Annotated in this window: 20 protein-coding genes; 11 read left to right on the forward strand and 9 right to left on the reverse strand. The window is 67.6% G+C overall.

Going from position 1 to position 17,755, the window contains the following annotated elements; all coding sequences use genetic code 11:
• Nucleotides 1-188: 188 nt before the first annotated feature.
• Nucleotides 189-641, reverse strand: a complete 453-nt coding sequence (locus AC5P6H_RS06385) for a carboxymuconolactone decarboxylase family protein (RefSeq protein WP_134809081.1) — start codon at nt 639-641, stop codon at nt 189-191.
• A gap of 36 nt (nt 642-677) precedes the next feature.
• Nucleotides 678-1,574: an RNA polymerase sigma-70 factor gene (locus tag AC5P6H_RS06390; RefSeq protein WP_288496563.1), complete on the reverse strand. Its 897-nt coding sequence runs from the start codon at nt 1,572-1,574 to the stop codon at nt 678-680.
• 146 nt (nt 1,575-1,720) lie between these two features.
• On the opposite strand from AC5P6H_RS06390, the gene AC5P6H_RS06395 reads away from it, so the two are divergent.
• The 3 genes from AC5P6H_RS06395 (at nt 1,721) to AC5P6H_RS06405 (ending at nt 4,395) form a co-directional block, all read left to right on the forward strand.
• Entirely contained in the window at nt 1,721-3,238 is a 1,518-nt protein-coding gene (locus AC5P6H_RS06395; RefSeq protein WP_014647726.1) for a fumarate hydratase, read from the forward strand.
• Nucleotides 3,239-3,363: 125 nt separating this feature from the next.
• Entirely contained in the window at nt 3,364-3,702 is a 339-nt protein-coding gene (locus AC5P6H_RS06400; RefSeq protein ID WP_046431623.1) for a hypothetical protein, read from the forward strand.
• 57 nt (nt 3,703-3,759) lie between these two features.
• Nucleotides 3,760-4,395, forward strand: a complete 636-nt coding sequence (locus AC5P6H_RS06405) for a glutathione S-transferase family protein (RefSeq protein WP_049442437.1) — start codon at nt 3,760-3,762, stop codon at nt 4,393-4,395.
• Between the two features lie 71 nt (nt 4,396-4,466).
• Here AC5P6H_RS06405 and arsC read toward each other — a convergent pair whose 3' ends face one another.
• The 3 genes from arsC to AC5P6H_RS06420 all read right to left on the reverse strand — a co-directional run bounded on the left by arsC (nt 4,467) and on the right by AC5P6H_RS06420 (nt 6,566).
• Entirely contained in the window at nt 4,467-4,808 is a 342-nt protein-coding gene (arsC, locus tag AC5P6H_RS06410) for an arsenate reductase (glutaredoxin) (protein ID WP_014647723.1), read from the reverse strand.
• Complete coding sequence (locus AC5P6H_RS06415; protein ID WP_053496454.1) at nt 4,808-5,962, reverse strand: phospholipase A; 1,155 nt, start codon at nt 5,960-5,962, stop codon at nt 4,808-4,810. Before AC5P6H_RS06415 ends, arsC begins: the two co-directional genes overlap by 1 nt.
• Nucleotides 5,963-6,080: 118 nt before the next feature.
• The gene (locus AC5P6H_RS06420; protein WP_346601788.1) at nt 6,081-6,566 is read right to left on the reverse strand and encodes a DUF456 domain-containing protein; all 486 of its coding nucleotides are present in this window, start codon (nt 6,564-6,566) and stop codon (nt 6,081-6,083) included.
• 235 nt (nt 6,567-6,801) lie between these two features.
• Here AC5P6H_RS06420 and AC5P6H_RS06425 point away from each other — a divergent pair, with 235 nt between their 5' ends.
• Nucleotides 6,802-7,011, forward strand: a complete 210-nt coding sequence (locus AC5P6H_RS06425) for a cold-shock protein (protein ID WP_014647720.1) — start codon at nt 6,802-6,804, stop codon at nt 7,009-7,011.
• A 72-nt stretch (nt 7,012-7,083) separates the two neighbouring features.
• On the opposite strand, the gene AC5P6H_RS06430 is transcribed toward AC5P6H_RS06425, so the two are convergent.
• Together AC5P6H_RS06430 and AC5P6H_RS06435 are read right to left on the reverse strand one after the other, a co-directional pair.
• On the reverse strand, nt 7,084-7,578 hold the full coding sequence (locus AC5P6H_RS06430; RefSeq protein WP_005417545.1) for a glycine zipper 2TM domain-containing protein: 495 nt from the start codon (nt 7,576-7,578) through the stop codon (nt 7,084-7,086).
• A 136-nt stretch (nt 7,579-7,714) separates the two neighbouring features.
• Nucleotides 7,715-8,149, reverse strand: a complete 435-nt coding sequence (locus AC5P6H_RS06435) for a cytochrome c (RefSeq protein WP_014647719.1) — start codon at nt 8,147-8,149, stop codon at nt 7,715-7,717.
• Between the two features lie 79 nt (nt 8,150-8,228).
• On the opposite strand from AC5P6H_RS06435, the gene AC5P6H_RS06440 reads away from it, so the two are divergent.
• Nucleotides 8,229-9,053, forward strand: coding sequence for a tRNA threonylcarbamoyladenosine dehydratase (locus AC5P6H_RS06440; RefSeq protein ID WP_049442438.1), 825 nt, complete (start codon nt 8,229-8,231; stop codon nt 9,051-9,053).
• A 34-nt stretch (nt 9,054-9,087) separates the two neighbouring features.
• Here AC5P6H_RS06440 and AC5P6H_RS06445 read toward each other — a convergent pair whose 3' ends face one another.
• Nucleotides 9,088-9,861, reverse strand: coding sequence for a TatD family hydrolase (locus AC5P6H_RS06445; protein ID WP_032958897.1), 774 nt, complete (start codon nt 9,859-9,861; stop codon nt 9,088-9,090).
• The gene (locus AC5P6H_RS06450; RefSeq protein WP_014647716.1) at nt 9,858-10,073 is read right to left on the reverse strand and encodes a DUF6116 family protein; all 216 of its coding nucleotides are present in this window, start codon (nt 10,071-10,073) and stop codon (nt 9,858-9,860) included. The genes AC5P6H_RS06445 and AC5P6H_RS06450 overlap by 4 nt, the downstream gene beginning before the upstream one ends.
• Nucleotides 10,074-10,236: 163 nt before the next feature.
• Between AC5P6H_RS06450 and AC5P6H_RS06455 the strand changes: the two genes are divergently transcribed.
• The 6 genes from AC5P6H_RS06455 to AC5P6H_RS06480 all read left to right on the forward strand — a co-directional run bounded on the left by AC5P6H_RS06455 (nt 10,237) and on the right by AC5P6H_RS06480 (nt 17,516).
• Entirely contained in the window at nt 10,237-11,082 is an 846-nt protein-coding gene (locus AC5P6H_RS06455; RefSeq protein ID WP_032958908.1) for a glycine zipper 2TM domain-containing protein, read from the forward strand.
• A gap of 126 nt (nt 11,083-11,208) precedes the next feature.
• Complete coding sequence (locus AC5P6H_RS06460; protein ID WP_053495598.1) at nt 11,209-11,751, forward strand: GNAT family N-acetyltransferase; 543 nt, start codon at nt 11,209-11,211, stop codon at nt 11,749-11,751.
• A 176-nt stretch (nt 11,752-11,927) separates the two neighbouring features.
• Nucleotides 11,928-12,584 (forward strand): glutathione S-transferase family protein, encoded by a 657-nt coding sequence (locus tag AC5P6H_RS06465; protein ID WP_046431688.1) that lies wholly within the window; start codon nt 11,928-11,930, stop codon nt 12,582-12,584.
• A gap of 78 nt (nt 12,585-12,662) precedes the next feature.
• Complete coding sequence (locus tag AC5P6H_RS06470) at nt 12,663-14,942, forward strand: thiamine pyrophosphate-dependent enzyme (RefSeq protein WP_046431612.1); 2,280 nt, start codon at nt 12,663-12,665, stop codon at nt 14,940-14,942.
• Nucleotides 14,943-14,945: 3 nt separating this feature from the next.
• Nucleotides 14,946-16,889 (forward strand): asparagine synthase (glutamine-hydrolyzing), encoded by a 1,944-nt coding sequence (gene asnB / locus AC5P6H_RS06475; protein ID WP_180835894.1) that lies wholly within the window; start codon nt 14,946-14,948, stop codon nt 16,887-16,889.
• A gap of 66 nt (nt 16,890-16,955) precedes the next feature.
• Entirely contained in the window at nt 16,956-17,516 is a 561-nt protein-coding gene (locus AC5P6H_RS06480; RefSeq protein ID WP_014647710.1) for an NADPH-dependent FMN reductase, read from the forward strand.
• The last annotated feature ends 239 nt before the right edge of the window (nt 17,517-17,755 follow it).

Genomic DNA, 17,755 nt, shown 5'->3' on the forward strand with positions numbered 1-17,755 from the left:
GCGCGTATTGTGCGCGCGTGATACGTGCAGGGGGAGTCAGTGCAGCCGTGTTGCCGGCACCGGGGTCAGATCCCTTCGCGAAGCGAAGGGATCCGACCCTCCCGTATCCACGCATTGCGTGGATCCAGCGTGCCGACCAAGGTCGACACCTACCAGCAGCACCGATGAACTGTCGAAGGCGGGGTGGGTCAGGCCGGCAGCGGCGGCAGCAACCCCGCACCGAGGCGGTTCCAGGCATTGATCACCGCGATGCCCATGCTCAGGTCACTGATGCCCTTCTCATCGAAGTGCGGTGCCAGGGCATCGAACGCGGCCTGCGACGGCGCGCCGTCGGTCAGCCGGGTCAGCGCCTCGGCCCAGCCCAGTGCCGCGCGCTCGCGTTCGTCGAAGAAGCGGCTCTCGTGCCATGCCGGCAGCGTGTCCAGCTTGCGCGGCTCGATGCCGCCCTTGCGCAGCGCGGTGCCGTGCATGTCCATGCAGTAGCCGCAGCCGTTGAGCTGCGACACGCGCAGGAACACCAGTTCCATCAGGGTCGGATCGATCGAGCTGTCATGCACGGCCTGGCTGGTGGCCAGCAGGCCCTTGAAGGCCTCGGCGGCCAGGCGGGTGTAGGGGACGCGGGGAGAGGCGTGGTCGGACATTTTCGGCTCCACGGCGGCCACGGTGGCCGCCTTTCACTACCAGGACGCCGTACCGTCATCGCGCGTGACAACACCCGGCAGCTTTTCCGGATTCAACACGCTGTACACGTTGGCGATGCGGCCATCGACCACTTCGATGGTGGTGACCGAATGCAGGCGCTCACCCTGGAAGCGCAGGATCGCCGGCTCGCCGTTGACGTAGCCCAGCTGGGCGGGATGCACCGCGCCGCGGCGGGCGATGGCCCAGAACAGGCGGCCGATGCGTTCGGCGCCCAGCAGCGGCCGCACCGCCGCAGTGACCACGCCACCGCCGTCGGAAACCAGCACCGCGTTGGCGTGCAGCAGGGCCTGGATCGCGTCGCTGTCGCCGCGCTGCGAGGCCTCCATGAAGCGCGCCAGCAGCTGCCGGTGCTGGCTGGCATCGGCATTGAAGCGCGGTCGTCCGGCCTGCAGGCGTTGCCGGGCACGGTGCACCAGCTGCCGGCAGTTGGCCTCGCTGTGGCCGATCAGCTCGGCGATCTGACGGTAGTCGTGGTCGAACGCCTCCTTCAGCAGGAAGGCGGCGCGTTCCTCCGGGCCGAGCTGTTCGAGCAGGGTCAGGAAAGCGACCGAGACGTCGTCGGCCAGCGCATGCAGCTGGGCCGGACCGGGCGCCGGGTCCGGCTCCAGGGTGACCGCCAGCGGTTCGGCCAGCCATGGGCCGACGTAGTGGACGCGCTCGCGCTTGGCCGCACGCAGCCGGTCCAGGCCGAGCCGGGTGGTGGTGGTGACCAGCCAGGCCTCGGCATCGCGGACGGCCGCAGGATCGGCGCCGGACCAGCGCAGCCAGGCGTCCTGGACCACGTCTTCGGCGTCGGTGCGGCTGCCGAGCAGGCGGTAGGCCAGCGCCATCAGGCGCGGGCGGTGGGTCTGGAAAGCGGTTTCGGCATTCATGTGGGCAAGGACGCCGCAGTGGCGCGTGGCGTGACAGGGCGTCGGGGGAATCTTGCCGGCCAGCGGCCGGCACTACCACCCCGGGGCCGGGGGAGGGGGTAAAATGGGTGGATTACCCCCGCCAGCCTCGAGCAAGCGAGCAAGACGTGACATCGATCAAGCAGGAAGACCTCATCCAGTCCATCGCCGACGCGCTGCAGTACATCTCGTACTACCACCCGGTCGACTACATCAAGAACCTTGCCGCCGCCTACGAGCGCGAGGAGTCGCCGGCCGCGAAGGAAGCGATGGCGCAGATCCTGATCAATTCGCGCATGTGCGCCGAGGGCCACCGCCCGATCTGCCAGGACACCGGCATCGTCACCGTGTTCCTGGAAATCGGCATGGACGTGCGTTGGGATGACGCCACCATGGGCGTGGAAGACATGGCCAATGAAGGCGTGCGCCGCGCCTACATGCACCCGGACAACAAGCTGCGCGCCTCGGTGCTGGCCGATCCGGCAGGCAAGCGCATCAACACCAGGGACAACACCCCGGGCGTGGTCAACGTCAAGGTGGTGCCGGGCAACAAAGTCGACGTGATCGTCGCCGCCAAGGGCGGTGGTTCGGAAGCGAAGACCAAGTTCGCCATGCTCAATCCGTCCGACTCGATTGTCGACTGGGTGCTGAAGACCGTGCCGACCATGGGCGCCGGCTGGTGCCCGCCGGGCATGCTGGGCATCGGCATCGGTGGCACCGCCGAGAAGGCGATGCTGCTGGCCAAGGAAGCGCTGATGGAGCCGATCGACATCACCGAGCTGCAGGCCCGTGGTGCGTCCAACCGCATCGAGGAGCTGCGCCTGGAGCTGTACGAGAAGGTCAACGCGCTGGGCATCGGTGCGCAGGGCCTGGGTGGCCTGACCACCGTGCTCGACATCAAGATCAACGACTACCCGACCCACGCGGCCAACCTGCCGGTGGCGATGATCCCGAACTGCGCGGCCACCCGCCATGCGCACTTCACCCTGGATGGCAGCGGCCCGGTGATGCTGGACCCGCCGTCGCTGGAAGACTGGCCGAAGCTGACCTACGACGCATCCAAGGGCACCCGGGTGGACCTGGATACGATTACCCCGGAAGACGTGGCCAGCTGGAAGCCGGGCCAGACCCTGCTGCTCAACGGCAAGCTGCTCACCGGCCGCGACGCCGCGCACAAGCGCATGGTCGACATGCTCAACAAGGGCGAGCAGCTGCCGGTCGATCTGAAGGGCCGCTTCATCTACTACGTCGGCCCGGTCGATCCGGTGCGTGACGAAGTGGTGGGCCCGGCCGGCCCGACCACGGCGACCCGCATGGACAAGTTCACCGAGCAGGTGCTGGCACAGACCGGCCTGCTGGGCATGGTCGGCAAGGCCGAGCGCGGCCCGGCCGCGATCGAGGCGATCAAGAAGCACAAGTCGGCCTACCTGATGGCCGTCGGTGGCTCGGCCTACCTGGTGTCCAAGGCGATCAAGGCGGCCAAGGTGGTCGGTTTCGCTGACCTGGGCATGGAGGCGATCTACGAGTTCACCGTGCAGGACATGCCAGTGACCGTGGCCGTCGACTCCGCCGGCGAATCGGTGCACAAGACCGGCCCGCGCGAGTGGCAGGCCCGCATCGGCAAGATTCCGGTGGTGGTGGAGTAATTCCCGCACGCTTCGGTCCGGACAACGGCGCCCCTGTGGCGCCGTTGCTGTATCTGGAGGCAGGATTAACACGCCTGTAGCCCTGGCTCTGCTACGGTCGGCACACCCTCGCACAGGACGTGTCCATGGCCCTGCATCGCTTCATCGTGGCCGGCGTGCTGCTGGCCCTGGCCGGCTGCAGCACCCCGGCGTCGTACGAAGGCGCGGATTTCCCTGCATCGGCGCAATGCCGCATGCAGTGCCAGGCCGGCTATCGCAGCTGCATGGCGCAGAATGACTCTCTCGGCAGCCGCCAGAGCAATTGCGAGCAGCGGATGGTGCCGGCGCCGGACAAGCGCTGCAAGGACGTGGACAACCCGGACCTGCGCCGTGCCTGCGAACTGAAGACGCATGACTGCACGCTGCGCGCGCCGATGATGTCCTGTGGCGAGCGCCGCGATACCTGCATGAGCAGCTGCGGCTGAGCGACGGCTCCCGCACGGGCGCATAATCGGCCGGCCCACCTGCACAGGATCCGCCGCATGAGCACCACGCTGTATGGTTCGACAAGCACCGCCGCGCTGGTGGTGCACTGGCTGCTGATCGAGCTCGACATCGAGCACGAGTTGGTGCTGCTGGATTTCGACGCGCGCGAGCACAAGTCGGCGGAGTACCTGGCACTGAATCCGGCCGGCGTGGTGCCGACGCTGCTGATCGATGGCCTGGTACTGACTGAAGCGGCGGCGATCGCCCTGTACCTGGCCGACCGCCATCCGGACGCCGGTTTGTTGCCGGCACTGGGCACGCCGCAGCGCGCCGATGCCTACCGCTGGATGTTCTGGTGTGCCAATACGTTGCAGCCGGCCTATCGCGCCTGGTTCTATCCGCACGAGGTGGCGGGCGAGGCAAACGTGGAGGCCAGTCGCGAGATGGCGCGACAGCGCCTGGAAGCGGCCTGGCAGCATGTGGCCACGCACCTGCTGGCGCATGGGCCCTACCTGCTGGGCGCCACGCCCTGCGTGGTCGACTACATGCTGGTGATGCTGATGCGCTGGTCGCGCAACATGCCCAGGCCCAGTGACACCTGGCCGTCGCTCAAGGCACATGCCACCTCGATGAAGGCGCGCCCGGCGTTCGCCGAGGCCTACCGCCGCGAAGGCATCACCGACTGGCGGTAACCAGAAAAGGGGACGGAGGGGATTAAGTCGTTTGTGCACAAACGACTTAATCCCCTCCGTCCCCTTTTCCGTTACAGGATCTCCAGCACCGTTTCCGGCGGGCGGCACAGCCGTGTGCCCTTGGGCGTGCGCACCACGGGGCGGTTGATCAGGCGCGGGTGTTCGGCCATCGCAGCCAGCAGGGTGGCATCGTCGGCATCTTCCAGCCCGAGTTCGGCGAACTGGGTCTCCTTGCTGCGCACCAGGTCGCGCGCGCTCAGGGCCGACTCGGCCAGCACCTGGCGCAGCGTGGCCGCGTCGGGTGGGGTGCCCAAGTACTCGATCACCACCGGGTCGAAGCCCGCATCGCGGATCAGCTTCAGTGCGCCGCGCGAGTTGCTGCAGGCCGGGTTGTGCCAGATCGTCACGTCCATCAGAACCACTCCAGCAGCGACACGCCCACGCCCACATAGGTGGCCTTGTGGTTGTAGTCGATCATGCTCTCGCCATAGCCGTCGAAGACCTGCACATGGCCACGCAGCAGATTGCTGATCGGAAAGCCGTAATCCAGCTGCAGTGCACCGTGGGAGCGGCTGCCGGTGCGCAGCGAATGACGCGCCATCAGCGCGACCTCATGCCCGTTGCGGTTCCAGATCAGGGTCGCGTCACCCCGGCCCATGTAATCCTCGATGTCCGGATTATTGTCTTCGCTGCGGCTTTCCGGGATGCGGTACCACGGGCGCAGCACCAGCGCCCAGTTCTCGCGATCCAGGCCGATGTTGAGCATGACCCGGTTCCAGCTGCGCGAGAGCGGATCGGCCCGTCCGTTGGACTGGTGGTTGAGGCTGATACCGGTCATGCGCCCGCGCCAGCCACCGATCGAGTAGCCGTTGCGGAACACCATCATCACTTCGGGTTCGTAGTTGGTTTCGCGGAACGGGCGCGAATCCTCGCTGTTGTAGGCCTGCCAGCGCGAACTCTGGGTGTAGCCAGCCCAGATGTCGCCGTTGTCGCCGAACAGGTTCTCTGCGATCTTGGTCTTGAAGCTGATCTGGAACTTCAGCTCGGCACTGTCGAGTACCTGCGGGGTCGTCACGCTGTTGGCCGGGTTCGGCGAATGCGGCGTGGTGTTGCGGTCGCTGGTCCAGAACGCCGGCAGCAGGTACACCGGCTTGTAGGCACGCAGCTGGAAGGGCCCCAGCTTGGAGTCCTCGGCCAGCTCCCAGCGGCTGTCCAGCAGCGAACCGCGGCCAGCATTGGCCAGCGCGCTGTCCGGTGCCGCCGGACGGAACAGGTCGCTGACCCGCTCGCGCAGCTTTTCCTCGCCCTGGCTCACGCGCGCGGTCTGTCGTTCCTCGCGGCGCGCCTGCGCAGCCGATTCGGCGGCGGCATCGGCGGCGGCGGTGGCCTCCGGGGTGTGCCCGAAGAGGCGGTCATAGCAGGCCAGGCGGGCCGCGTCGGTGGTGATCGCCGCGCAGGCGGCCGGCGAGGTGTCGGCGCTGGGCGCGAACTCCTGCGCAGCCAACGGTGCACTGGCCAGGGCAAGCGCCAGCGGCGCCAGACGGGGAAGCAGCGTGGGGAGGGTCATTGCAGCAGGCCCTTCGATGGATACGGGAATCGCACAGTGTGGCGGCTGCACCGGATCGCGGCCAGCCCCACCGTTTATGCACGGCCACGGCGTGCGCGTGGCGTGAAGGCTGGGTGGCTCAGAAGAACCAGGCGAACGCGAACAGGCCCAGCATCGCGATCACCACCGCCAGTTTCAGTGCCAGGCCGAGCAGGATGCCGAGCCAGGTCGCCAGGCCCACCTTGGTCGAGCGGCCGAGTTCGCGGGTGTGCCAGTACTCGCCGAGCAGGGCGCCGACCAGCGGTCCGGCAAACAGGCCGATGGGCATGAAGAACAGGCCGACGATGCTGCCGACGAAGGTGCCCCACAGGGCCTTGCGGCTGGCGCCGACGCGCTGCGCGCCAACTACGGTGGCGAGCACGTCCACCAACAGTGAAAGCAGGGTCAGCACGCCCAGCGCGACCAGGGTGGGCCAGCCGACGTGGGCGAAGCCGTCGGCCCAGGCCGCCAGCAGCAGCCCGATGAACACCAGCGGGATGCCCGGGAGGGCCGGCAGGATGATGCCGGCGAAGCCGATCAGGACAAAAATGACCGCTAGCAGATATAAGATGAATGAGAGTCCCATGCTGTCCCGTATGGTGGCCGTTTTGGGGTTGACAGTGAAAGATTTTGCCAGTTGCTTTTTCGTTTTGGGCGGGTTAAGTTGCAGTCGCTGAGCTTGGCAAGGTCACCGTGGATCGTGGCCTGATGAAGCAAGATCTTTCCGATCCGCTGCATCGATGCACCTCGCTTCCCCCTTGCTTGTCAGCCGCCCACCGGGCGTTTCCAACAACAAGAGAGAGTCAAAGGGAGTTAGTGAGATGGCTGAGCGCGAGACCGGTACCGTAAAGTGGTTCAATGATGCGAAGGGCTTCGGCTTCATCAGCCGGCAGAATGGCGAGGACGTGTTCGTGCACTTCCGCGCCATCGAGACCCAGGGCTTCAAGAGCCTCAAGGAAGGCCAGACTGTGAGCTTCGAAGTCGTGCAGGGCCAGAAGGGCCTGCAGGCTGACAAGGTGCAGCCGGTGTAATACCCGCCGCCCGTCGGCATGAAAAAGGCCCGCGCAAGCGGGCCTTTTTCTTTGCCGTTGGCCCGGTGCAGGTCAGCGCAGGATGACCTTGCCATTGACGACTCGCACGTAGGTGTTCTCGCGGATGCCGCCGAGATCGCGCTGGTTGACCACGATGGTGCGGCCATCATCCATGCGCACGCTGATGTCATAGGTATCGCTGGTGACGTTCTTCTGGATCTGGTTGCCGGCCAGGGCACCACCGACCGCGCCTGCGGCGGCGGCGATGTTCTTGTTGCCACGGCTGCCACCGGTGTGGTCGGAGATTTCATGGCCGGCCACGGCGCCGACGATGCCGCCGAGGATCGCGCCGGTCGCGCTGGGCGCGGTGCGGCCCGAGGGCACGGTGTTGATGCGGGTGACGATGCCACAGTCAGCGCAACGGCCCTGGTTGTAGCCGCCATTGTTGCCGTAGCCGCCGTTGTTGTAGCCGTTGTTGTAACCACCGCCGCTGTAACCGGGCGAGGTGGCACAGCCAGCCAGCGCAAGGGTAGCGATGGCGCTGGCGGCGATGAGCTGGATCTTCATGGGGCGTCTCCTGGCCGTGAAGGCGGGTGGGTTGGGTGGTACTGCGTCGTGCAGCAGGGTGGACGAATCCTCTCCTTTCGAACGTGAACAACGCGCCAACCGTGTGCGTGCTGCCCGGCTGCAGGATGAATGCGGCTCAGCGGAAATCCTGGTGGCAGGCGCGGCAGTCCGCCTGCAGTGTTTCCACCAGCTGGGCGAGGGCCCTGCAGTCGCCGGGGGGGGAGGCCAGCGCCGTGTTGAGGTTGCCGCGCAGCTGGCTGGCGTGCTGCTGGAACTGCGCACTGTCCTTCAGCCCGGGAAACGCCTGGTCCAGGTCATTGGACAGCAGGCGCAGCACCTGCAGCCGCGGCACGCTGTCAGCCAGGCTGCAGCGGTTCTGCAGCTGGGCCTGCTGCAGCAGCTGTGACTGCCGCTGCATCACCTGCATCAGGCTGCCCGGGAACGGATCGCGACGCGCCTGCAGGGCGCGGCCGACCATTACCGTGGCGATCAGGCCGATCAGCAGGCCCAGGCAGAGCACGAACAGGTAGCGATGGGCGCTGGACAGGCGGCGGGGCGGGCTGGCATTCATGCGGGCACTCCGGGCGTGCAACGGTGGGTTCGACGCCGGCGTACTGCGGGCGCCAGCACCTGCACGTTAAAATAGCCCGATGAACGAACAGGTCAAACAACGCTTCGCCGGCATCGAACGGCTGTACGGCGTGGGTGCACTCGAGCGCCTGCAGGGCAGCCGCGTGGCGGTGGTCGGCATGGGCGGCGTCGGCTCGTGGGTGGTGGAGGCGCTGGCCCGTTCGGCCGTCGGCCACCTGACCCTGATCGATGCCGACGATATCTGCGTGTCCAACACCAACCGGCAGCTGCCGGCGATGGAAGGCAACTACGGCCGCAACAAGGCCGAGGCGATGGCCGAGCGTTGCCGTGCGATCAATCCGGACATCGGGGTCGACGCGGTGCAGGCATTCCTGACCGTGTCCAACATGGCCGAGCTGCTGGACCGGGGGTTCGATCTGGTGATCGATGCCTGCGACAGCTTCCGGGTCAAGGTCGAGACGATCGCATGGTGCCGCCGCCGCAAGCTGCCGTTGCTGACCGTCGGTGCCGCCGGTGGCCGTACCGATCCGACCCTGGTGCGCATCCGCGATGTCTCTCGCACCGAGCACGACGCCATGCTGGCGCTGATCCGCAAGAAGCTGCGCAGCGAATTCAACTTCCCGAAGAACGCCAAGCGCTATTTCGGCGTACCGGCGGTGTATTCGCTGGAGAATGTGAAGTACCCGCAGGCCGATGGCAGCGTCTGCGGCATCCGTCCGAACCTGGGCGCCGATGCGGCGTTGAAGCTGGACTGTGGTGCCGGCCTGGGCGCGGCAACCCACATCACCGGCGCGTTCGCCTTCGCGGCGGTTGGCAAGGCGCTGGAGATGCTGCTGGAGCCGAAGAAGGTGAAGGTGGATGCGGTAGAGGCCAGCGCGGTGTGATGGATCGTGCCGGCCAGCGGCCGGCACCTACCCGTTACATTGCCGGCAGCGCGAACAATCGCCGCGCATTCTCCGTCGTGGCCTGGGCCACGGCATCCAGCTCCATCCCGCGCAGTGCGGCCACGTGCCGGGCAATGGTCGCCAGCCGCGCTGGCTCGTTGCGCTGGCCGCGGATGCCGGCGTCGGGCTGGTCGGGCGCGTCGGTTTCCAGCAGCAACTGTTCCAGCGGCATCTCGCGCACCAGCCGCTGCAGCCGTTGCGCGCGATCGTAGGTCAGTGGGCCACCGAGGCCGAGCAGGAAGCCCTGCCTGTGCAGTTGCGCGGCCTGTTCCGGGCTGCCGGAAAAGCTGTGCACCACGCCGCGCAGGCCGCCGACGCGGCGGATGGCGGCGATCACCGCATCCACCGCGCGTCGCGCGTGCACGATCACCGGCAACTCGAATTCGCGGGCCAGTTCCAGCTGGCCGATGAAATACGCCTGCTGGGCGTCGGCGTCCAGCCCTTCGACAAAGAAGTCCAGGCCGCATTCGCCGATCGCACAGGGGCGTTCGCGCTCGATCCACTCGCGCAGCAGTGGCAGGTGCCCGGGCTGGTGATCGGCCAGGAACATCGGATGCAGGCCGTAGGCCGGGTACAGCCCCGGCGCCTGCTGGCAGACCTCACGCAGCTTCGGCCAGCTGGCCGCGGTCACCGCCGGTACCACCTGCTGGCGCACCCCCGCGGCCTGCGCACGCTCGATCACCGCAGCGCGGTCACGGTCGAACCCGCTGGCATCCAGATGGCAGTGGCTGTCAACCAGGATGCTCAACGCTGTTCCAGCGGCGGAGGTGTTGCGGCGTTGCGGCTCTTCCAGTTGGCCAGCAGCAGCGTGCCGAAGCCCAGCACCAGCTCATCGACGAACGGGATCGGGTCCGGGATGAACAAGGTCAGCACGAACAGGCCGGCGGTGAGCTTGAACAGGGTGGGGTAGCGCAGCCGGCGGGCCCATTGCAGTACCGGCAGCAGCATCGGGTTGGCCATGGCGGGAAGCCTCGTGGGGAATATGCAAACGCTACCACGGGCCCAGCATTTCCCGATGCTGAATGGGTTATCGGAATGAGCAGGAAATGTGGAGATTCCGTTCAGGCAGCGCATGCTGCAATCTGCCCCGAGAACGTTGCGGATGGTCCGCAAGGAGCAGGTCATGAAAAGCACAACTACAACTGTCCTGGTCGCAGCGGGCGCGCTGCTGGTCGGTGGCATCGCCACCGCCGCCTTCATGAAGAGTGGTGACAAGTCGCCCGATTCCATCAGCGCCGGAACCCCCAATGGTGAATCGCGCCTCGTTGAAGGTAACGCTTCTGACGACGGCGCACGTGGTGACAAGCTGGACCCGTCCGCGCCGCGCGGGCTTGAATATGCCGATGTGCTGAAGGTTGACCCGATCACCGAGAAGCAGAAGGCCTACGCCACCGTGATCGGCACCGATGCGGTGCGCGAAACGTCCACGACCCAGACTCCTCATGAAGTCTGCCAGGACGTGACGGTGCAGGAGCGCCTGCCGGAACGTGATGGCAACGTTGGCGGTACCGTGGTTGGCGCGGTGGTGGGTGGCCTGCTCGGCAACCAGGTCGGTGGCGGCAACGGCAAGAAGGCCGCGACCGCCGCCGGTGCCGTGGCCGGCGGCTTCATCGGCAACCAGATCGACAAGCGCCATGTGGGTGGCCGCGTGGTCAACCGCACCGAGCGCCAGTGCCACACCGAGACCGCCACCTCCGAGTCGAGCCGCGTCACCGGCTACAACGTGACCTACCGCAATGAGGACGGCACCACTGGCACCATGCGCATGGCCAGCAAGCCGGGCAACCGCATTGCCATGGGTACCAACGACGTGGTGAAGGGTTACAACGTGACCTACCGCTATGACGGCGCGGAGAAGACCGTGCGCATGGACAACAAGCCGGCCAGCGATCGCCTGCCGGTGGTCGATGGCCAGCTGGTCACGCAGACCGCTGCCGCCGGTGCCACTGCCGCAGCCACGCGCCAGTAATCCCGGCGCAGCATGCAGTACCTGACGGGCCGGCTCATGCCGGCCCGTTTCATTGCGACCGGCGATATTCATCCGCGCAGGGAAGCCATCCTCCATCATGGGTGCCCCCTTCGACATGGAGCCGGCATGAGCATCTTCGACCTGCGCATCGAAACCGAGCGGCTGATCCTGCGCCCGCTGCTTCGCGAGGACTACGAGCCGTACCTGGCGTTCTGCGCCGACGAGGCCACGATGCGTACCCTGGGCGGCGTGCAGCCACCCTCGGTGGCCTGGCGCGGTTTCTGCAGCCTGGCTGGCGCCTGGCAGCTGTTCGGCTTCTCGATGTTCAGCGTGATCGAGAAATCCAGCGGCGACTGGATCGGGCGGATGGGACCGTGGCAGCCGCAGGACTGGCCGGGTACCGAGGTTGGTTGGGGCATCCGTCATGCCAGCTGGGGCCGGGGCTATGCGCCGGAGGCGGCGGTCGCGGCGATCGACTGGGCGTTCGATACGCTGGGCTGGGCTGAGGTGATCCATACCATCGCCGAGGACAACGACAACTCGCGGGCCGTGGCACGCAAGCTGGGAAGCACCCTGCTGCGCATGGGGGAGTTGCCAGCGCCATACAACGACAAGCCCATGCAGATCTGGGGCCAGTCGCGCGAACAGTGGCGGCAACGCGCGCGCTGAGCGTGGCTTGGTAGTGCCGGCCGCTGGCCGGCAATCGCTTGGATCCAGCTGCATCGAGGATGCCGGCCAGCGGCCGGCACTACCGTGTAGTCATGCTGCACCCGCGCTTGGCATTCACTGGCGTGCTTGCCAGACTGCACGCAGCCGGCCGCCGGCCGGATCCGAGGGAGCAGGCAATGGTGGAAGAGCGCGTCCCGTTGACGGTGCACGGCATGTCGGTGTCAGGCAATTGCCACAAGGTCCGCCTGCTGCTGGAGCAGCTCGGCAGCCGCTACCGCTGGGTGGAAGTGGACAGTGCCCACGGCCAGACCCACACCCCCGAGTTCCTCGCGCTCAATCCCAATGCCAAGGTGCCGTTGATCGTCCGCGACGATGGCCGCGTGCTGACCGAGTCCAATGCGATCCTTTTCTGGCTGGCCGAAGGCACGCCCTACCTGCCCACCGATGGCTGGGAGCGCGCGCAGGCACTGAGCTGGATGTTCTTCGAGCAGTACACGCACGAGCCGTGCGTAGCGGTCGCGCGCTTCATCCGCGGCTGGACCCCGCCTGGGTCGCCGCGCCGCGCCGAACTGCCACGCCTGCACGAGCGCGCCGCCGCTGCACTGGCGGTGATGGAGCAGCACCTGCGTGATGCGCAATGGTTCACCGGCAGTGGGTACGGCATCGCCGACATCGCGCTGTTCGCCTACACCGACGTCGCAGGCGAGGGTGGAATCAGCCTGCAGCCGTTCCCGGAAGTTCGCGCCTGGTTGCAGCGCGTGCGCGGGCAGCCGCGCTTCCTGCCGATGCCGGCGGTGACCGCCGAGGTGCGCGCCCGCTTCGAGGCCGCATGACTCTCACCAAGGTGATCCCCACAGGGTAGCGCCTGGCCAACCCCGGGCGGAATGCAACAACGACACGGAGGGTGTTCGATGTTCGCTGTGGTTCCAGATCCGATTCCCGCACGCATGCGCGTGCTCAACCGCGCCGACGTGTGCGACGCCAATTTCCTCGACGCGGTGCGTGGCTGGCGCGGTACCCCGCGCCCGCGCCCGGCGCCGGATGCGCCGATCCTGCCGGGCAGCACGCTTACCGCCGCCGCGTTTGGCGAGCTGTTCGATTCGCAGCTGGCCAGCCGCCAGCTGGACCTGATGGCGCGCGTGCTGCGCGTGCAGAACAAGGTCTTCTACACCATCGGTTCATCCGGCCACGAAGGCAATGCGCTGCTGGCGCGGGCCTGCCGGCATACGGATCCAGCATTCCTGCACTATCGCTCCGGTGCCTTCATGGCCGAGCGCTCACGCCAGGTGCCGGGGATCGACCCGCTGCGCGATGCCGCGCTGTCCTTTGCTGCCAGCGCCGATGACCCGGCCAGCGGGGGGCGGCACAAGGTGTGGGGCAGCAAACCGTTGTGGGTGCTGCCGCAGACCTCGACCATCGCCTCGCATCTGCCGAAAGCGCTGGGCACCGCGCTGGCCCTCGAAAGCGGCAAGCGGCTGGGCCACGAACTGCCGATTCCGGCCGACAGCATCGTACTGTGCTCGTTCGGCGACGCCTCGGCCAACCATGCCACCGCGCAGACCGCGTTCAACACCGCGATGTGGTCGGCCTACCAGAAGCTGCCGGCACCGGTCCTGTTCGTCTGCGAGGACAATGGCCTGGGCATCTCGGTGAAAACGCCTGAAGGCTGGATCGCCGAACGCTTCAGCGGTCAGCCCGGGCTGGACTACTTCTACGCCGATGGCCTCGACCTGGCCACCGGCCATGCGCAGGTGCAGGCGGCGGTGGAGCACTGCCGGCGTACGCGGCGGCCGACCTTCCTGCATCTGCGCACCACGCGCCTGATGGGGCACGCCGGCACCGACTTCGAGGTGGAATGGCGCGCGTTGCCCGAGCTGTGCGCGGCCGAGGCGCAGGATCCGCTGCTGCGCTCGGCACAGATCGCGATGGAATCGGGCTGGATGGATGCGGCCGCCATCGAGGTGGCCTACGAGACGATGCGCGCGCGCTGCATGGCCGCCGCCGCCGATGCCGAAGGACGGCCGAAGCTGCAGTCGCTGCGGGAAGTGATGGAGCCGCTTGCGCCCTATACGCCGGCTGCGGTGCAGGCCGAAGCACGGCGCGAGGTGCCCGCCGGAACGCGTGAAGCGCTGTATGGCGGTGCGGAGGCGTTGCCCGAACGGCAGGCGCCACGCCACCTCGCGATCCAGATCAACCATGCCCTGCAGGAACTGCTGGCGAAGTATCCGCAGAGCCTGCTGTTCGGTGAGGACGTCGCACAGAAGGGCGGTGTCTACACCGTCACCAAGGATCTGCTGCGCCGCTTCGGCCCACGCCGGGTGTTCAACACCCTGCTGGACGAGACCATGATCCTGGGCATGGCTCAGGGCCTGGCCAACCTGGGCATGCTGCCGATTCCGGAGATCCAGTACCTGGCCTATCTGCACAACGCCATCGACCAGGTGCGCGGCGAAGCGTGTTCGCTGCAGTTCTTCTCCAACGACCAGTACCGCAACCCGATGCTGGTGCGGGTGGCCGGGCTGGGGTACCAGAAGGGCTTCGGTGGCCACTTCCACAACGACAACTCGATCACCGCGTTGCGCGACATCCCGGGGCTGGTGGTGGGCTGCCCGTCGCGTGGCGACGATGCGGTGATGATGCTGCGCACGCTGGCCGCACTGGCGCGGGTGGATGGGCGCGTGGCGGTGTTCCTGGAGCCGATCGCGTTGTACATGAGCAAGGACCTGCACGAAGCCGGCGATGGCCAGTGGCTGTTCGACTTCCCCGCACAGGGCCAGTCGCTGGTGCCGGGGGAGGGCCGGGTCTATGCGCCGGAGGCCGGCGATCTGGTGATCTATACCTATGGCAACGGCGTGCCGATGGCATTGCGCGCATCGCGGGCGATCGAGCAGCAGCTGGGCTGGCAGGTGCGGGTGGTCGACCTGCGCTGGCTGGTACCGCTGGACGCCGGTTTCATCGCTGCCCAGGCCGCCAGCGCACGGCGGGTGCTGGTGCTGGATGAAGGCCGCCACAGCGGCGGGGTGGGCGAGGGCGTGGTCACCGCGCTGGTCGAGGCCGGGTTCGGCCATCTGCCGTTGCGCCGGGTCTGCGGTGCCGACACCTACACGCCACTGGCGGGGGCAGCAATGTTCGGGCTTCCAAGCGACAATGCGGTGATTGGCGCCGCCCTCGACCTGGCGCAGGAACCCTGATGCATGTGTGGATTGGCGGGAATGTTGTTGCCGGCGCCGGTGGCGTCGGCCGAGGCGCTGCAGGCGCAGGCCCTGGCCATGGGCCAGGCGCTGCACCACCGCGGGCCCGATGATGGCGGCAGCTGGGTTGATGCCGAGGCGGGCATCGCGCTGGCGCATCGCCGCCTGAGCATCCTCGACCTGTCCCCGCTGGGCCACCAGCCGATGGCCTCGGCCGACGGCCGCTACGTGATGGCCTACAACGGCGAGGTCTACAACTTCGCCGCCCTGCGCGAGGAACTGGAGCCGCTGGGGCATGCCTTCCGCGGCCATTCCGACACCGAAGTACTGCTGGCGGCGATCCTGCAATGGGGCGTGGAAGACACCCTGCAGCGCTGCAACGGCATGTTCGCCATCGCGCTGTGGGACCGCCAGGAGCGTTGCCTGTGGCTGGCCCGCGACCGCGTCGGCAAGAAGCCGCTGTACTACGGCTGGGCCGGCGACACGCTGGTGTTCGGTTCGGAACTGAAGGCGCTCTGGCAGCACCCGGCGTTCGACAACGACATCGACCGCGATGCGCTCACCTTGCTGCTGCGGCTGGATTACATCCCGGCGCCGCACAGCATCCACCAGCGCTGCTACAAGCTGATGCCGGGCCGGGTGTTGCGCTTGGACGCGGCGGCCGTCGCTGCCGGCGCATCCGCGCATCGTCCGGAACAGGCACAGCGGCCGTACTGGGATGCGCGCGCGCGCATGCAGGCGGCGCTGGCCGCACCCTTCCAGGGCCGCATCGAGGACGCCGAGGAACAGCTGGACACGCTGCTGCGCGACGCGGTGGCGCTACGCATGGTGGCCGACGTGCCGGTCGGCGTATTCCTGTCTGGTGGCACCGATTCCTCACTGGTGGCGTCGCTGATGCAGGCCCAGAGCGGGCAGCCGGTGCACAGCTTCAGCATCGGCTTCACCGATTCGGGACATGACGAGGCGCCGCTGGCCCGGGAGCTGGCGGCCCACCTGGGCTGTGACCATACCGAGTTGTACGTCAGCGGCGCCGACGCGCTGGCGGTGGTGCCGCAGTTGCCGGCGATGTTCGATGAGCCTTTTGCCGACGCGTCGCAGGTGCCGACCGCGCTGGTCGCCCGGCTGGCGCGGCAGGGCGTGACCGTGGCGCTGTCTGGTGACGGTGGCGATGAGCTGTTCTTCGGCTATACCCGGTATGTACGCGCGCTGCGCAACTGGCAGATGCTCGGCCGCGTGCCGGGGCCGCTGCGGCGCTGGATGGGCGCGCGTGCGCAGCAGCAGGGCGAAGCCTCGCGCACCGGCGGCCTGGCCGCGCTGCTGGCCGAGACCGGTGCGCGTGGCATCGGCGACGTCTACCGCAACCGCATCTCGCGCTGGCGCGACCCGGCCGCGGCGGTGACCGGCGCGCGGGCCGCCGGCAGCTTCTACGACCTGGCCGATCCGCTGCACGGCGCGGGTACGCCGGCCGACGCGATGATGCTGGCCGATTTCGTGACCTACCTGCCGGACGATCTGTTGTGCAAGGTCGACCGCACCTCGATGGCGGTCAGCCTGGAAGCGCGCGCACCGCTGCTGGACTGGCGGGTGGCCGAGTTCGCCTGGTCGCTGCCGTTGGGCTTCAAGCGCAGCGAGACCACCAGCAAGGTGCTGCTCAAGCGCGTGCTGGGCCGTTACGTGCCGCATTCGATGGTGCACCGTCCCAAGCGCGGTTTCGGCGCGCCGGTCAGTGACTGGCTGAAAGGCGACCTGCGGCCCTGGGCCGAGGACCTGCTGCAGCCGGCGCGGCTGGAGCGTGAGGGCGTGCTGTCGGCGGCGGCGGTGCAGCCGCTGTGGCAGCAGTTCCTGGGAGGGCAGCGCAAGTGGCATACCCATCTGTGGAACGTGCTGATGTTCCAGGCCTGGCAGGCGCATTGGCGGCAGGTGCGCGCAGGCATTGTGGGCGGCTGATCTTCACCGGCCTGCACGGGCCCGGCGACTAGGCTGGGCCTCCCGCACCATGAGGAGTATGTCCCGATGTCCGTCCCCACCATCGCCGTGTTCGTCGGCAGCCTGCGCAAGGACTCGTGCAACCGCAAGCTGGCCCATGCGCTGGAGAAGATCGCCGGTGATCGCGCACGCTTCCAGTACGTGCAGATCGGCGACCTGCCGTTGTATGACCAGGACTTCGACGCGCAGTACCCGGCGCAGGGTACCCGGCTGAAGGACCAGGTGCGCGCCGCCGACGCGGTGCTGTTCGTCACCCCCGAATACAACCGGTCGGTGCCGGGCGTGCTCAAGAACGCCATCGATATCGGCTCGCGTCCCTACGGTGACAGTGCGTTTGCCGGCAAGCCGGCGGCGGTGATCGGCGCCTCCATCGGGCAGATCGGTACCGCCGTGGCCCAGCAGCACCTGCGCAACACCCTGGCCTTCCTGGACATGCATGTGCTTGGGCAGCCCGAGGCGTTCATCCACTTCAAGGAGGGCCTGATCGATGCCGACGGCACGATCCACAACGAGGGCACGCAGAAGTTCCTGCAGGGCTACGTGGACCGGTTCCTGGCGCTGATCGCGGTGCACGTCAAGGGCGATTGACGCCTGCGGGGTCGGAGTTCCCTGCGTCGCAGAGGGATCCGACCCCAACCACGCCCCGGGGTCGGATCCTGACGCGCAGCGACGGGCTCCGACCCGTGGCGCCTGATCTGCGATAATGCTCCGCTCGGGTGCCGCAATGGCGCCTGTCGCAGGCAGTGCGACGCCCCCACGCCAGTCTGGCCAGGCGCCGGCGGATATCCCCCGTTTCTCCACGGCTTATCCACAGGCTTGTCCATGGT

The sequence above is a fragment of the Stenotrophomonas sp. YJH_SMC_110 genome (assembly GCF_059369255.1).

Bases quoted from the DNA above. Each gene is read 5' to 3' on its own strand.
- AC5P6H_RS06450 (WP_014647716.1), bottom strand. From the start codon at position 10,073: ATGGCCAACCCGATGCTGCTGCCGGTACTGCAATGGGCCCGCCGGCTG.
- arsC (WP_014647723.1), bottom strand. From the start codon at position 4,808: ATGGACGTGACGATCTGGCACAACCCGGCCTGCAGCAACTCGCGCGGC.
- AC5P6H_RS06420 (WP_346601788.1), bottom strand. From the start codon at position 6,566: ATGGGACTCTCATTCATCTTATATCTGCTAGCGGTCATTTTTGTCCTG.
- AC5P6H_RS06440 (WP_049442438.1), top strand. From the start codon at position 8,229: ATGAACGAACAGGTCAAACAACGCTTCGCCGGCATCGAACGGCTGTAC.
- AC5P6H_RS06415 (WP_053496454.1), bottom strand. From the start codon at position 5,962: ATGACCCTCCCCACGCTGCTTCCCCGTCTGGCGCCGCTGGCGCTTGCC.
- AC5P6H_RS06405 (WP_049442437.1), top strand. From the start codon at position 3,760: ATGAGCACCACGCTGTATGGTTCGACAAGCACCGCCGCGCTGGTGGTG.
- AC5P6H_RS06465 (WP_046431688.1), top strand. From the start codon at position 11,928: ATGGTGGAAGAGCGCGTCCCGTTGACGGTGCACGGCATGTCGGTGTCA.
- AC5P6H_RS06480 (WP_014647710.1), top strand. From the start codon at position 16,956: ATGTCCGTCCCCACCATCGCCGTGTTCGTCGGCAGCCTGCGCAAGGAC.
- AC5P6H_RS06460 (WP_053495598.1), top strand. From the start codon at position 11,209: ATGAGCATCTTCGACCTGCGCATCGAAACCGAGCGGCTGATCCTGCGC.
- AC5P6H_RS06425 (WP_014647720.1), top strand. From the start codon at position 6,802: ATGGCTGAGCGCGAGACCGGTACCGTAAAGTGGTTCAATGATGCGAAG.
- AC5P6H_RS06430 (WP_005417545.1), bottom strand. From the start codon at position 7,578: ATGAAGATCCAGCTCATCGCCGCCAGCGCCATCGCTACCCTTGCGCTG.
- AC5P6H_RS06435 (WP_014647719.1), bottom strand. From the start codon at position 8,149: ATGAATGCCAGCCCGCCCCGCCGCCTGTCCAGCGCCCATCGCTACCTG.
- AC5P6H_RS06385 (WP_134809081.1), bottom strand. From the start codon at position 641: ATGTCCGACCACGCCTCTCCCCGCGTCCCCTACACCCGCCTGGCCGCC.
- AC5P6H_RS06390 (WP_288496563.1), bottom strand. From the start codon at position 1,574: ATGAATGCCGAAACCGCTTTCCAGACCCACCGCCCGCGCCTGATGGCG.
- AC5P6H_RS06470 (WP_046431612.1), top strand. From the start codon at position 12,663: ATGTTCGCTGTGGTTCCAGATCCGATTCCCGCACGCATGCGCGTGCTC.
- AC5P6H_RS06400 (WP_046431623.1), top strand. From the start codon at position 3,364: ATGGCCCTGCATCGCTTCATCGTGGCCGGCGTGCTGCTGGCCCTGGCC.
- asnB (WP_180835894.1), top strand. From the start codon at position 14,946: ATGTGTGGATTGGCGGGAATGTTGTTGCCGGCGCCGGTGGCGTCGGCC.
- AC5P6H_RS06455 (WP_032958908.1), top strand. From the start codon at position 10,237: ATGAAAAGCACAACTACAACTGTCCTGGTCGCAGCGGGCGCGCTGCTG.